This window comes from Bacillus sp. HU-1818 (genome assembly GCF_022695965.1).
GTDB lineage: Bacteria > Bacillota > Bacilli > Bacillales > Bacillaceae > Bacillus > Bacillus atrophaeus.
On the sequence record NZ_JAAPBE010000001.1, the window covers coordinates 859,491 to 873,468 of the forward strand.

Annotated in this window: 15 protein-coding genes and 2 pseudogenes; 10 read left to right on the plus strand and 7 right to left on the minus strand. The window is 44.5% G+C overall.

Annotated elements, in window-relative coordinates; genetic code table 11:
- Window positions 1-65: 65 nt before the first annotated feature.
- The 3 genes and pseudogenes from GXP75_RS04265 (at window position 66) to GXP75_RS04275 (ending at window position 2,269) form a co-directional block, all read left to right on the plus strand.
- On the plus strand, window positions 66-503 hold the full coding sequence (locus GXP75_RS04265) for a ferritin family protein (protein ID WP_242556283.1): 438 nt from the start codon (window positions 66-68) through the stop codon (window positions 501-503).
- A 118-nt stretch (window positions 504-621) separates the two neighbouring features.
- A pseudogene (locus GXP75_RS04270) lies at window positions 622-915 on the plus strand (four-helix bundle copper-binding protein).
- A gap of 205 nt (window positions 916-1,120) precedes the next feature.
- The gene (locus GXP75_RS04275; protein ID WP_242556195.1) at window positions 1,121-2,269 is read left to right on the plus strand and encodes an AbrB family transcriptional regulator; all 1,149 of its coding nucleotides are present in this window, start codon (window positions 1,121-1,123) and stop codon (window positions 2,267-2,269) included.
- A 49-nt stretch (window positions 2,270-2,318) separates the two neighbouring features.
- On the opposite strand, the gene GXP75_RS04280 is transcribed toward GXP75_RS04275, so the two are convergent.
- The 4 genes from GXP75_RS04280 to GXP75_RS04295 form a co-directional block, all read right to left on the minus strand.
- Window positions 2,319-2,849, minus strand: coding sequence for a MarR family transcriptional regulator (locus GXP75_RS04280; protein WP_214918063.1), 531 nt, complete (start codon window positions 2,847-2,849; stop codon window positions 2,319-2,321).
- A 77-nt stretch (window positions 2,850-2,926) separates the two neighbouring features.
- A complete protein-coding gene (locus GXP75_RS04285; protein WP_277990656.1) occupies window positions 2,927-4,420 on the minus strand; it encodes a monooxygenase in 1,494 nt (497 codons plus the stop codon).
- Window positions 4,421-4,623: 203 nt separating this feature from the next.
- On the minus strand, window positions 4,624-5,124 hold the full coding sequence (gene lepB, locus GXP75_RS04290) for a signal peptidase I (RefSeq protein WP_061571159.1): 501 nt from the start codon (window positions 5,122-5,124) through the stop codon (window positions 4,624-4,626).
- Between the two features lie 2 nt (window positions 5,125-5,126).
- The gene (locus GXP75_RS04295) at window positions 5,127-5,750 is read right to left on the minus strand and encodes a TVP38/TMEM64 family protein (RefSeq protein WP_034718039.1); all 624 of its coding nucleotides are present in this window, start codon (window positions 5,748-5,750) and stop codon (window positions 5,127-5,129) included.
- A gap of 154 nt (window positions 5,751-5,904) precedes the next feature.
- Between GXP75_RS04295 and GXP75_RS04300 the strand changes: the two genes are divergently transcribed.
- The 3 genes from GXP75_RS04300 (at window position 5,905) to GXP75_RS04310 (ending at window position 8,079) form a co-directional block, all read left to right on the plus strand.
- Complete coding sequence (locus GXP75_RS04300; RefSeq protein WP_242556197.1) at window positions 5,905-6,270, plus strand: YhjD family protein; 366 nt, start codon at window positions 5,905-5,907, stop codon at window positions 6,268-6,270.
- 124 nt (window positions 6,271-6,394) lie between these two features.
- Entirely contained in the window at window positions 6,395-6,595 is a 201-nt protein-coding gene (locus GXP75_RS04305; protein ID WP_003327692.1) for a DUF3311 domain-containing protein, read from the plus strand.
- The gene (locus GXP75_RS04310; RefSeq protein WP_242556198.1) at window positions 6,592-8,079 is read left to right on the plus strand and encodes a sodium:solute symporter family protein; all 1,488 of its coding nucleotides are present in this window, start codon (window positions 6,592-6,594) and stop codon (window positions 8,077-8,079) included. Before GXP75_RS04305 ends, GXP75_RS04310 begins: the two co-directional genes overlap by 4 nt.
- Before the next feature lie 27 nt (window positions 8,080-8,106).
- Here GXP75_RS04310 and GXP75_RS04315 read toward each other — a convergent pair whose 3' ends face one another.
- Both GXP75_RS04315 and GXP75_RS04320 read right to left on the minus strand, forming a co-directional pair.
- Window positions 8,107-8,379: an excalibur calcium-binding domain-containing protein gene (locus GXP75_RS04315; protein WP_242556199.1), complete on the minus strand. Its 273-nt coding sequence runs from the start codon at window positions 8,377-8,379 to the stop codon at window positions 8,107-8,109.
- A gap of 208 nt (window positions 8,380-8,587) precedes the next feature.
- Window positions 8,588-9,163, minus strand: coding sequence for a competence protein ComK (locus GXP75_RS04320; protein ID WP_061571154.1), 576 nt, complete (start codon window positions 9,161-9,163; stop codon window positions 8,588-8,590).
- 326 nt (window positions 9,164-9,489) lie between these two features.
- On the opposite strand from GXP75_RS04320, the gene GXP75_RS04325 reads away from it, so the two are divergent.
- The gene (locus GXP75_RS04325) at window positions 9,490-9,723 is read left to right on the plus strand and encodes an IDEAL domain-containing protein (RefSeq protein WP_010788159.1); all 234 of its coding nucleotides are present in this window, start codon (window positions 9,490-9,492) and stop codon (window positions 9,721-9,723) included.
- A gap of 30 nt (window positions 9,724-9,753) precedes the next feature.
- Here GXP75_RS04325 and GXP75_RS04330 read toward each other — a convergent pair whose 3' ends face one another.
- Window positions 9,754-10,611: an SDR family oxidoreductase gene (locus GXP75_RS04330; protein ID WP_003327697.1), complete on the minus strand. Its 858-nt coding sequence runs from the start codon at window positions 10,609-10,611 to the stop codon at window positions 9,754-9,756.
- 73 nt (window positions 10,612-10,684) lie between these two features.
- Between GXP75_RS04330 and GXP75_RS04335 the strand changes: the two genes are divergently transcribed.
- The 3 genes and pseudogenes from GXP75_RS04335 to GXP75_RS21580 all read left to right on the plus strand — a co-directional run bounded on the left by GXP75_RS04335 (window position 10,685) and on the right by GXP75_RS21580 (window position 13,734).
- Window positions 10,685-12,277, plus strand: a complete 1,593-nt coding sequence (locus GXP75_RS04335; RefSeq protein ID WP_277990657.1) for an FAD-dependent oxidoreductase — start codon at window positions 10,685-10,687, stop codon at window positions 12,275-12,277.
- Between the two features lie 275 nt (window positions 12,278-12,552).
- Window positions 12,553-12,930, plus strand: a pseudogene (locus GXP75_RS21575) (protoglobin domain-containing protein); the annotation flags it as partial.
- A gap of 6 nt (window positions 12,931-12,936) precedes the next feature.
- A complete protein-coding gene (locus GXP75_RS21580; protein WP_373693881.1) occupies window positions 12,937-13,734 on the plus strand; it encodes a methyl-accepting chemotaxis protein in 798 nt (265 codons plus the stop codon).
- The last annotated feature ends 244 nt before the right edge of the window (window positions 13,735-13,978 follow it).

A 13,978-nucleotide genomic window follows, 5' to 3' on the forward strand; every position in this document is an offset into this window, starting at 1 on the left:
CACATATCACTAAAGCGGTCATATACTTTAATGACAGCCCAACTCTAAGAGCAGAGGTGAATCCCTTGCATTACGGCTATTATCCATATCCGCAGCAGCTTAGTGAAGATCCCGTTTTAATTAAGAATTTGGAAAAGGCCATTAACGGAGAATACAGTGCGGTTCAATGTTATCGCAAACTCTCCCAAGTAGCGCACCGGGAAGAAGTAAGAAAACAAATTGAGGAAATCAGACAAGATGAACTTCGCCATCTCCGTTCCTTCTCCTCATTGTATTCATCCATTACCGGAAAACAAATCATGCCTAAACAAACGGAAGATTGTCCCGATTCATTCGCGAGAGGGCTTGACGCAGCCTTTAAGGATGAACAGAAAACCGTTGATTTTTATTTACGCACCGCGGAGGAAACCACAAACCTAAAGGCAAAAGTCATTTTTACCCGCGCTGCACGGGATGAACAAAACCATGCCGTCTGGTTTTTGTATTACATGGTAACCCTTTAGTCTATATACCCATAATGGGTATATATACATAAGTTTGTTCTCATTTTTATGTTCCGGGAAATACAATGTTTTTGGAGGTATGAATGATGACACCAAATGCAGAACCTTGCCTTGAGGCGTGCGTGGCTGTATCAAAGCCTGCAACACCTGTTTCAGCCGCTGCCTAAAAGAGCACGCCCATCAAGACTTAAGCGGCTGTATCCGGCTGGACAGAGAATGAGGCCGACATGTGCGCGTTGGCTGTAAAGGCGATGCAAACGGACAAGCGTTTATGAAGCAAAGTTGCGCCCTCTGCGCCGACGTGTGTGAAGCTTGCGGCACAGAATGCCAAAAGCATGATCATGACCATTGCCAAGCGTGTGCGAAAGCCTGCATTGCCTGTGCTGCCGAATGCCGCAAAATGGCGGCTTAACCATCCTCTGCATTTTCTCGAAGAATCCCCTGCGTTACTCCGTTATGCTCAGCAATCTATTCTCTGGGCTTGTCCGTTCATAAGAAAAATGAATGGCTCTCAGAAATAAATTCATATTTTATTTATCTTAAAAAATATACTATAGTAATATTAAATTCACTAACTTAATAAAACAGATGTAAGTCATTAGGAAGAAGGGTTTTCATTGAAGAAAGACAAAAATCTCCTTACAGATATTTGGTTTATCGCCATCAGTGCAGCAGGGGGGTTTATTCTTTCGTTAACCGGGATGTCAATCGGATGGATGATCGGCACGCTGCTTGTCAGCTGCTGCCTCGCCATGCTCCGCCCGTCATGGCTGATGATGGCACCCGACCAAAAAGGCATTAACAAACGCTGGCTCGCTCTCGGACAAATGATCCTCGGGATAGAGTTAGGACAAAAACTAAACTTGTCTGTCCTCTCAGTTTTAAAAGACCACTGGCTTTCAGTAGGAATTATGCTGATATTGTCCATACTTCTCGCCATGCTGTCCGGTTATGTGCTTTGGCGTTTCAGTAAAACGGATATGATGACAAGTTTTGTAGGCACGGCGCCCGGCGGACTTTCCGCTATGCCCAGCATCGCTCAGGAAGTCGGCGCAAACACCGCCATCGTAAGTCTTGTGCAAATGATGCGGGTGCTTCTCGTCGTCTTGTCCATTCCTTTTCTTGTGATCTTTTTATATGCAAAACAAGGCAGCGCAGCGGTTGATGCCCAGCACACGATTTCAAGCGCAACAGCGGAATTAGGCCTAGGGCCGATGTTATGGACCGGATGTTTGGCACTCATCGCGTGGAGCGCGTGTAAAGCGGCTAAATGGCTGAAAATCCCCGCTCCGTGGCTGCTCGGCAGCATGCTCGGCGTTGCGGCCCTCCAAATCGGCGGGGCCTCTGTGACAGGACATGACATGCTCGCGTGGTGGCCTTCGCAGGCAAACCATGTGTCACAAATCTTTCTCGGCGCAACAATCGGCTCTAAAATGTACAGAAGTATGTTTGCAGGTGTGACGCGTATCCTTTTCGTCGCCTTGGTTTCGTCAATCGGTTTAATCGCAGCCATGCTGTTAAGCGCCGCTATTGTTTCCAAGCTGACTGGAATCTCTTTGATCACGTCCGTTCTTGCTTTTGCGCCAGGCGGAATAGCTGAGATGGCAACAACTTCCGTCACCCTGCACGCAGATTCCACCTTTGTTGTGGCGGTTCAGGTGATTCGGGTGATCCTCGTCATCGCCATGCTTCCGCCGTTCTATCGGCTGCTGCACCACCTTCATGATGGAAAAAAGGAAACGGAAAGCTCCTATAACGTGAGCTGATCATAACGGCAAAAAAAACACGCACAGTGGCTGCGTGTTTTTTTCTGATTTAAAGATCTTGGATTACATGATCAATCGTATCCGACGCAGGATACCAATTTGTCACCAGATCCCGAAAAAGCCTTTCCGCAAACAAAATCTCTTCATCTGTATATCGGTCAAAAAATGAGATGAAACGCTGTTCAATTTTTTGATGATAGTATTGATGCAGGCCGTGCAGCTTCTTTCCGACCGGTGTCAGCCGGAAATATACTTCCTTCTTATTATCACTGAGCTGTGTCCTGCGAAGAAAATCCGCTTTGAGCAGTTTTGAGCTGATGCGGGATACCGTGGCTTTTGTGGTATTCATTTTATCTGCAATAGAGGTGACATTGATCGGCTCATGCTCCCCGATACAAGACAGAACGTGGATTTCCGTCATTGTCAATTGGGGTTTATGGCTGCTTCCATGATCCAGCTTCTTCATCTCGTCAGATAAGAATGTTTTGATAATGCCTTCCCATTTCTCCTGCTGATGAATCAACTCAGTATATAACTCAAAAATGGCGCGTTTGGCTTGCTCTTGATTTAATTGATCCATACGTCTCTTCCATCCTTTTCATTCGTTTGTTTCTTTTACTATAACGTTTTGTTACAGATGAAACAATCGAATTCACGTTACACTCGGCAGCCAGCCGTACACCAGCGGTTGATACCTGCTTGAATGACAGCGGAATAATCGGGGCCGGATGCATCGACCGCCCAAGCGACGTGGCCATCCGGCCGTATCAATGCGGTATGGACGCCGCACCATTGTTCACGTGGTTCAGCGAAGGAAGCGAAAACGGTCTGAAACACGTCGGACCGGGATTCATGACCAGCTTCCTGCCGCAGCGACAGCAGAACATATTTCCCTGATCGCAGGAAATAGTAAAGCTGTTCGGATTTACCGTCAGGAAGGACCAGTTCTACATTCGGCAGCCTCGTTCCATTGAGGACATGAGCCGGCATCTTTTGATCAGCCTTATAATGTACATCAAGGGCAGATATTTGTCCCGCAACGTATCGATTGACCTCAGGAAATGCCAGCATATTTGACATCATGCTTCGCAAATGGAGGCCGGCCGGGGTGAAATCTAAGAGGCGTGTCTGCACTTCCGTGTTCGACAGAAGATCTTCAGCAACAGGATGCCGTTCAGCATGATAACTGTCCAGCAGCCATGACGGCGCAGAGCCGTTGATGTCCGCCGCCAGCTTCCACCCCAGATTCATGGCATCCTGAAGGCCGACATTCAAACCTTGCCCTCCCGCAGGAAAATGGATGTGAGCCGCATCCCCCGCAAGAAATACCCTTCCGTTCCGATACTGTTTTGCCTGGCGGGCGGCATTCCCGAATCGAGACATCCACACAGAATCGGTCAGGCCAAAATCAGTTCCGCAAATACGCATGAAGTCTGCTTTCAATTCCTCTTCTGTAACAGGTACATCCTTCGGCGTCTGAGCACGATAAGGGCTGACAACCACTACCCGATAATGCTTCGGAGAAAGAGGAACAATCATGGCTCCTCCCTGTTTTGTACAAAGGGAAAGAACGCCCGATGCCGGTGGAGAAAGCAGCTTGACATCTCCAAGCGCTGCCGTCACCGTGCTGTCCGTTCCGATAAATTCAATTCCCGCCTGCTTTCGGACAATGCTTCCCGCTCCGTCAGCACCGGCGACAAACAAACTTCGCAGAGTACGCACATTGCCATCATGCTCCCTCACGATCGTTTGAGCCATTTCCCCATTTTGAGTAACGGCCAGCGCTGCCGCTCCGCGAAAAATATCCACGCCCAAACCGCGCGCATATTCCTCCAGCAGCTGTCCAGTCATCGCCTGAGGGAGCAGCAGGGTATAATTAGCGCTCGTATCCAAACCGGAAAAATCAAGCCGGTTATCGAGCATAGAAAAATGCCCTGAAGATATTTTTTTCCCTTGTGATGCAAAACGATTCAGCAAGCCCCTCATCTCAAGAAGCTCAAGTGTGCGGGGATGAAGCGTCAGCGCCTTGGAATGCGGGACAGGCTGCTCAAGACGCTCAATCACACATGTTTTCACGCCTGCCAAAGCAAGTTCCGAAGCCAGCATAAATCCGACCGGCCCGCCTCCGATAATGACTGTCTGGTAATCCATATTCACCACTCCTTTTTTATTACGAGAGAAACAAAAATAAAAGAATATTACCCATGAAACTTAATTCAAACTTTCGCATTTTTGTTACACACGTAACAATATCCATTATAATGATTCCCATCTTGTGTATCAATAACTTTTTTTCCAAATTTATCACAAAAAAAGACGCCGGTATATTGGCGTCTTTTGGTTTTTATAGAACTTCAATCAGAAATGACTCCGACGATATCTTTATCCTTAACCGGTCCAAAATGGCGGCTGTCAAAGCTGTAAATACGATTATCTCCAATTACAAAATATTGTCCATTTGGCACCGCATCTTTACCTATTGCTTCCTTTAGCGTAAAATCTCCGGTCACATGGCTCCCCGCAGATACGGATTTTAGAGATTTCAAAAAAGGTTCTTTAACCTGTTTTCCATTGACATACAGCTTATCATCCCGATATTGGATAGACTCCCCTGGCAAGCCGATTACCCGTTTGATCAGCACCTTTTTTTCCGGGCCTTTAAACAGCACGATATCAAAACGGCGGATGGTTTTAAAGCGATGCGAAAATTTATTGACCATCAGCTCATTCCCTTCCTGAAAGGTCGGTTTCATACTGATGCCTTCAACTTTATAATCAATAAAAACAGCATTTTTAGCCTGAATGACCAGAACCACACACACCACACCGGCCATGAACCAAAACCGTTTTTTCAAAATTATTGTCTCCCTCCGTCGTTTTCCTGCTGACTGGCTCTCACATGTAAACGCCGTTCCACTCTCTTGCCGACATACCATAATACAACAATGACCAATACGGCAATGATTGTCCGAATGGGCTGAGTAATCAGCGCGTGGAGATCATAACCGATGAAGCTGATCATAAAAATCATAACAAGCTTTCCCGAAGCCGCCGCCAAAATAAACGGCCGCATGCCAATCCTTGATAAGCCGGCGACGACATTCACTGCTGCTGACGGCGTAAATGGGAAGCAAAGCAGAATAAACAGCGGTCCGAAGCCGCGCCTTTCCACCCACTGCATCAGCTTTCTGACTGACTGATGTCTGCGGATAAATCCGAGAATTCTCCTCTGCCCGTATCTGCGGACGATGAAAAAAACAAGCACCGCTCCGGCAGTTGATCCCAGCCAGGACAAGATAAACCCTTCCCACAATCCGAAGGAATTCGTATTCGCCACCACAAAGACGATCAAAGGCAAGAAAGGAAGAAATGCTTCAATTAAAGGAAGCAAAACAGCAATCAACGGACCAAAAGCCCTGTAGCTTTGAAATAATTCAGTTAAACGATCCTCAGTCAAATAAGAAAAAAAATGCTCCAACATTTATACTCCTCATCAGGTTTGTCTATCCTTATTTTACACATTATCGGCAAAAAACTAAAAAATTTCGGTCTTTTTTCTCAGACCTTGAAACATTTCTTATGCCGATATAGAATACAAATAAGAACAAACGTTCCCAGAGAAAGAAGGGGCTTACATGCCAAACACAAAGGCAGAAGTATATGACATCATTGAAAGGGCGCTCTTTTTGCCGATGGCCATCACGATTTTAAACCGCGACCTGGACAGCATCGGAAAAAGCACACTCAAACTGAAACAGCCCTATATACAACTTATCAAACAATCATTAAAAATAGCACAAAAGGATTTGATCGGCATACGACAAGAACTGCGGAAAAGGAAAATTAAAATTCATCAGGCAGACCGGGATGATGCGTTTACGTTTTATGTGTTCACCATCAACGGGTACGAGGAAAATCACCGTTACTTCAATCCGCGGATTCGGGAGCAGGTAAGCGGATTACTGGAGCATTATTTATTTGCGGCTAGAAAAAGCAACTGACGCAAATTATAATTTACAGACAATTCACACTATACAAATTGAAACATTTTATTTATAATTCGAAACACGTATTATCAACCCCGTCAGCCGAACCCTTGATTTTCGACAGATAAGGAGGAGCATTATGAAACTGATTCATGTACTTGCGGCTTTACCCTTTATCGGAATTTTATTCGGGATTCAATTTGCTAACAAAGTCACTCCTTACCTTTTCGGTATGCCCTTTATTCTTGCTTATATTGTCATGTGGGCGCTCTTGACCTCTGTACTGATGACCATTGTATATGTCTTGGACAAGGAAAATAAGGAAGGTGGGACAAAATGAATGCAGCGCTGATCATTATTTTTAGTGTACTCTTATTTTGCATGTACCTTGGCATACGGGCCAAAAAAGGAAAAGATATGAACCTTGAGCAGTGGACGGTCGGAGGACGCGGGTTCGGCACTATTTTTGTCTTTTTGCTTATGGCAGGAGAAATTTATACCACCTTTACATTTTTAGGCGGAAGCGGCTGGGCATACGGCAAAGGCGGGCCGGCCTTTTATATCATCGCTTACGGTTGTTTGGCCTATATCATATCTTATTGGCTTCTTCCAGCCGTCTGGAAATATTCTAAAGAGCACAAGCTTATGTCACAATCCGACTTTTTCATAAAAAAATATGATAGTCCCCTGCTGGGCATCATTGTCTCCTTAGTCGGAATTGCGGCACTGATTCCTTATCTTGTTTTACAGTTGAAAGGGCTCGGTTTAATTGTATCAGAAACGTCCTACGGTCAAATCACCCCGGCTGCGGCCATTTGGATCGGAGCCGTTTCCACCACGGTTTATGTTATGGTTTCCGGCATTCACGGGTCGGCTTGGATATCGGTTGTCAAAGATATTTTAATATTGGTCGTGGCTTTGTTTCTCGGGCTTTACCTGCCCTTTCATTACTATGGCGGTTTTCAGGACATGTTCCAACAGCTCGACGCGGCAAAACCCGGCTTTCTCACCCTGCCGGAAAGCGGACAGAGCGTCTCTTGGTTCAGCTCAACCGTATTATTAACAGCACTCGGATTTTACATGTGGCCCCATACCTTCGCAGCTTCCTATTCAGCGGAAAACCCAAAAGTATTTCGGAAAAATGCCATGATTATGCCTTTATATCAGCTTGTCCTGTTATTTGTCCTTTTTGTCGGTTTTGCTGCGATTTTGCAGGTTCCGGGCTTGAAAGGGGCGGATGCGGATTTGTCTCTCTTGAGGCTGTCTCTTCAGACATTTGACCCTTGGATTGTCGGAGTCATCGGAGCAGCGGGATTACTCACGGCTCTTGTGCCGGGCTCCATGATTTTAATGGCCGCCTCCACATTGTTTGCCAAAAACGTGTATCAGGCACTTGCTCCAAACACCGCTGAACAGCATGTGACAACATTGGCGAAATACACCGTGCCCGTCATCGCTCTGATTTCAGTGTACTTTACATTCAAAGGCGGAAACACCATTGTCACTCTGCTCCTGATGGGATACAGCCTTGTCACTCAACTGTTCCCGGCACTGCTTTTCAGCCTTCCGAAAAATCGTTTCGTGACAAAACAAGGCGCTTTTGCCGGCATTATAACAGGAGTCGGCGCGGTTGCATATATTACGCTGACCGAAACGACAATCGGAACATTGCTGCCGTCTTTGCCTCAAATGATGAAAGATTTGAATGTAGGCATCATCGCCTTGCTGCTCAATGTTACAGTTATGATGGCTGTCAGCATGTGGACAAGGAAAACAAAGGCCGGCTCAGCCGGTCACGCATCGTATAATAAAAAAGCAATCTGACATGTTCAGATTGCTTTTTTGCCGGTATTACCGTTCGCACGCGATGTAATCCTTATCACGGTCGCTCTTTTTATTAGCGTCATACAACGCCTTTGAAACGTAAGGCTTGTACTTCGTTTTTCCGCCTTTATTCTTCACCTTAGCTGAACGGGCAACCCCGCCCTTATAATCTTTGTTCAGCGCTTTACAATTTTTATACGTTTTCACCTTTGTCTTTGCTTCTGCTGTATGATTTGCCCCGTAAGAAAAACCGAGAATCAGGCCTAAGCACAACAGAACGGCAGCTGCCTTTTTAAACATCTCATCCATCCCCCTATTTGCAGTTGTTTCATAGCTAAATTTATCATAATTGAAATAATCGCCATTTACAATATAAATAGGATGAAAGATTGAGATATCGAGTGCCTCTTTACGGGCGGCTCAAGTATGATCTTTGATCAAACTTCAGCGTTCACACATCTTCAGCCGCACATTCACATTGTTTTGTGGTCCTGTCCCCATTATTCCATCAATACCGCTCGCCCAGCTCGCGCAAAATAAAATCATAAATCATCCGCGTGCGTTCTTCCTTCGGGTACAGCATGAATTCCTGCCGTTTTGGCGCGTGTTCGACCCGGTCTTGGAATTTTGTTCTGAGCCATGCCGTGCGGTAGACCTGGTTTTCGAACGAATTGCAGGAGACCGGGAGCTCCATTGTTTTTCCATTGGAAAAGGTCACAGCTGTATCGTCGAATTCAGTGGCTTTAAATTCTTTTACATGCACGTGTGATATCCAGCCGCATTGGGGTCTTGTCGAAGAAAGTGTAGGGAATAAAAAGATATGGTTGGAAAGGTCCACCATGATCGGCGGCTTGTGAGAAATGTTAATCACTTCATAGGTTCCCGCTTTTCTTCCCGCATAACTTGAGCCAAAGTAACGGCAGCTTCGGTCGACAATTTGCAGCGGCTTCATGCTGACATAAAATGTGCAGTCCTTTTCAATGATCTTTGAGTACATTTTCCCGTTCATCTGTTCGGGCAATACGGCGATTGTTGAGCTGTTTACTTCGTAGGTGTCAAGGGGTGCGTCAGTTTTCTGACTCATGATACTTCCTCCATTTCTTTTTTTTGCAAAATTTATACTTAATAATCTATCATCAACGTAAATAAAACGACAGGATTTTTTTCAAAACAGTTCAAAATAATCTTTTAAAGGTAGTTATTAGTTCTATATTACTATTTAAAATAATATTTCTTCTTATCGCCCATACTATTTTCTATCTTTCTACCCTTTAATCATTTGTTCATCTCCGCTTTTTGCAGGATATGTCGATATTTTTCCAAGTATTAGTTGTCTAAAAATTATAAAAATTTATTGATTTTTCTGACCGTAATCCATATACTTAAAAAAAGGCATTGGGGGGATTCTTTATGAAAGAGAAAAAATCGTACACTGAGCTCATGAAGTCCCGCAACACGCAAAAAACAAAAGAATTTGATGTAACGATGATGGATATTTACATTCAAATGGTGCTCGATGAATCCTTGTTTAAGCGTCGGTTGACCATGCTGACTGATAAAATCAATAAAGCGTTAGATAAAAAAGATAAAGAAGCGTTCCTTACGCTCTCTAAAGAATATGCCGCTCTCAAGCAGAGTGAATAAGCCAATCCAACACGGATTGGCTTTTTTATATTATCCGTTTACAATTGTTCCCCCGTTGACATGAATCGTCTGCCCCGTTACGTAAGTCGAGTCATCACTGGCTAAGTATAAGTAGCTTGGAGCCACTTCAACAGGCTGTCCCGGCCGTTCCATCGGCACATCTGAACCGAAGACTTCTACATCTTTAGCCGCAAAGCTTGCCGGAATGAGCGGCGTCCAAATCGGACCGGGCGCCACAGCATTTACCCTGATCCCCTGTTTGACAAGAGATTGAGAAAGGGACCGTGTGAACGTAACAATGGCTCCTTTCGTTGCTGAATAATCAATCAGCCTTTCATTTCCTTGATAGGCCGTGATGGAGGCTGTGTTAATAATCGAGCATCCTTTTTTCAGATGCGGCAATACAGCCTTTGTTAAGTAGAACATGGAGAAGATATTGGTCTGAAATGTTCTGACCAGCTGGTGACTTGTGATTTTTTCAATACCTGTCTGCACATGCTGCTCTGCCGCGTTGTTCACCAGAATATCAATGGACGGAAACGCTTGGCTCGCCTGCCTTACGATATCATTACAAAAAGCTTCGTCTCCGACATCGCCTGCAATCAGCAGACACTTCACGCCTTCGTTCTCCACATATTGCTTCGTCTCTTCCGCATCCTTATGTTCATTTAAATACACAATGACAACATTTGCGCCTTCCTTAGCAAATAACACAGAAACGGCGCGTCCGATTCCGCTGTCGCCTCCGGTGATAATAGCCGTTTTCCCCTCCAGCTTCTTCTCTTTTTTCGGCTTATCAAACACCGGCCGCGGGTCCATGACATATTCAAAACCCGGCTGCTGGTTCTGATGCTGGGGCGGCAATGTTTTCTTTTTCTGATTCGTCAATCGTCTCACTCCTTTCTCAATAAACCTTTTTATTTTATGAAAAAAGAAAGCTTTCTATCACATGATTTATTAGATGTATGAATATGAGCATAATGGAAAAATTAAGAATAACTTGCAAGGGAGGTATTATTTCGTGACTACTCAACCGTTTTCAAACGACAACGCTCCGGAGTCATATTGGAGAGCATCAGCGGATGTCCCCTCTTTTCCCGAACTTCAGGAAGATACAGAAACTGATGTGACGATTATCGGCGGCGGAATAACCGGAATCACTACAGCCTATGAACTGACAAAAAGAGGCTTCCGTGTGACGCTGATTGAAGCCAATCAAGTTCTGAACGGAACAACAGCCCATACCACGGCAAAAATCACGGCCCAGCATGACTTGATATATGACGAGTTAATCAATCATATCGGTATGCCAAACGCGAGGCTCTATTATGAAGCCAACCAAAAAGCGCTTTTTTACATTAAAGATATTGTGAAGGAGAAACAGATCTCTTGCGATTTTACAGAACAGGACGCGTATATTTACGCAACGAGCGAGTCATCTGTCCAAAAAGTCAGAAACGAGCACGAGGCCTATACAAAGCTCGGGATAGAGCGGGAACTTGTGAAGGAACTGCCTGTCCCCGTTGATATCAAATTGGGGCTTGTCATGAAGCATCAGGCTCAGTTTCATCCGCTGCTTTACCTTACAGCCCTGCTTGATGACATCGTAAAAAACGGCGGGCGGATTTTTGAGCAGACAGCGGCGCTTGATATTAAAAAAGGCGTGCTGCCTGAGGTCGTAACCAAAAACAGACACGCCATTAAAAGCAAATATATTGTATGCTGTTCACACTTTCCTTTTTATGACGGCGGCGGGTTATATTCTGCCAGAATGTACTCTGACAGATCTTATATTCTTGCAGTTAAACCGAAAATCGAATACCCGGAAGGCATGTATCTGAGTATTGATCAGCCGTCAAGATCGCTCCGATATACCGAGATGAACGGAGACAAGCTTGTTCTGGTGAGCGGTGAAAGCCACAAAACCGGTCAGGGAAAAGAAATGTCAGAGCATTACGAAGCGCTGAAACAGTTCGCCGAAAACACAATCGGAATTGAAAGCATTCCGTATCACTGGTCAACCCAAGATCTTGTCAGCATTGACAAAATCCCATTTATTGGGCCGATCTCAAAAAATGAAGACAATATCCTTGTCGCCACCGGGTTTAAAAAATGGGGGATGACAAGTTCAGCCGCTGCGGCAAACATCTTGTCTGACCATATTGAAAACAAACAGAATTCATACGCAAACATCTTCACTCCGTCCCGTTTCCATCCCGATCCCGGCTTAAAAAAGATCATTTCCTACAATGCCGATGTCGCCAAGCATTTCATTAAAGGAAAGCTTGAAAAACCGGATGTGAAACCGGAGGATGTGGAAACGGGAGAAGGAAAAATCGTCACCGTAAACGGCAAAAGAGCCGGTGCATATAGAGATGAAAAAGGCTGCTTGCATCTCGTTGATACGACCTGCACGCATTTAGGCTGCGAAGTTGAATGGAACGACGGCGAGCACACATGGGACTGCCCTTGCCACGGGTCCCGCTTCAAGCCAAACGGCGAGGTGGCGGAAGGCCCTGCCATTAAGCCGCTGAAACAAATAAAGAATGACTAAAACCGTTCATGCTTGCAGAACGGTTTTTCTAATTCCGCTAAAAAATCAAATAATAGGAAAATATTTTGTTCTATTACCTTCATTCATGCTCCCCGTATACCGATAAAAAAGAAAAAAGGCAAAATTGCCAAAGAGAATATGATCTGGGGGACCACACATTGTTATTTAAAAAAGACAGAAAAAAAGATACGGCTTATTTTTCAGATTCACCTGTTCAAGAAAAAAACCGAATTCAGCTGACAGATCGGTTTTCTGATGTAAGAAAACAACTCAGAATGGTCAGATTAGAGGATGCAGAACTCCATGTCTTACAGGAACTGCAGCCTCTGATTAAAGAGAATATAGTAAGTATCGTAGATGCTTTTTATGAAAATTTGGGCCATGAAAGCTCTTTGATGGACATCATTAATGACCACAGCTCGGTCGATCGCTTGAAACAAACGTTAAAACGGCATATTCAGGAAATGTTTGGTGGCGTGATCAATGATGAATTCATTGAAAAAAGAAACAAAATCGCCTCGATTCATTTAAGAATCGGGCTGCTTCCGAAATGGTACATGGGCGCTTTTCAGGATTTGCTGCTCTCCATGATCAGCATTTATGAACAATCCATTTCAGACCATCAAGAGCTTCTTAAAGCCATCAAAGCAACGACAAAAATATTAAATCTGGAGCAGCAGCTTGTACTTGAAGCATTTCAAGATGAATACAGACAAAGCCGGGATGATCAAGAGGAAAAGAAAGCCGTTCTTCACCAGAAAATCCAGGAAACATCCGGCTCATTGGCAAATCTTTTTTCAGAAACAACACGTTCCGTACAGGAACTTGTCGACAAATCCGAAGGCATCTCTGAAGCGTCCAAAGCGGGCACTGTTACTTCTATTCATGTAGAAGAAAAATCAATCGGCGGAAAAAAAGAATTGGAAATCCAGCAAAAACAGATGAACAAAATTGACAGCAGCCTTGTCCAAATTGAGAAAGAAATGGAGAAGCTGAATGACATCGCCCAACAAATTGAGAAGATTTTCGGCATCGTCACCGGCATAGCCGAGCAAACGAATCTTCTGTCTTTAAACGCCTCGATTGAGTCGGCACGGGCCGGTGAGCATGGCAAAGGCTTTGCCGTTGTCGCCAACGAAGTTCGAAAACTTTCTGAAGATACGAAAAAGACAGTTTCGACAGTATCCGAACTCGTTAACAATACGAACACGCAAATCAACATCGTGTCAAAGCATATTAAAGATGTGAACCATCTTGTAACGGAAAGCAAAGAAAAAATGACTCAAATCAACCGTCTGTTTGATGACATTGTCAACAGCATGAAAGTCAGCAAAGACCAAACCGGCAGAATTGATGTCGATCTTCAAGCCTTTCTCGGAGGCCTTCAAGAAGTGAGCCGTGCAGTTTCCCATGTGGCTTCTTCTGTAGATTCTCTTGTGATTTTGACAGAAGAATAGAATAACAAATAAAACCAGCCTTACATCGGCTGGTTTTTTGTTATTTCATTTGTTAACCAAATCAAAATAAACGTTTGCATATAAAACAGCGGCGTTTAAAGTATAACCATATTTTACGAGATGAAAAAACTGATAGATACTTGCGGGTGTCAAGTTCAATGCTTTTTCATAAAATCATATATTTTCATACAAAACGCAAAAAAATGTTGGCGCTTTCAAAAAATTATGACAAACGTTCGATCGC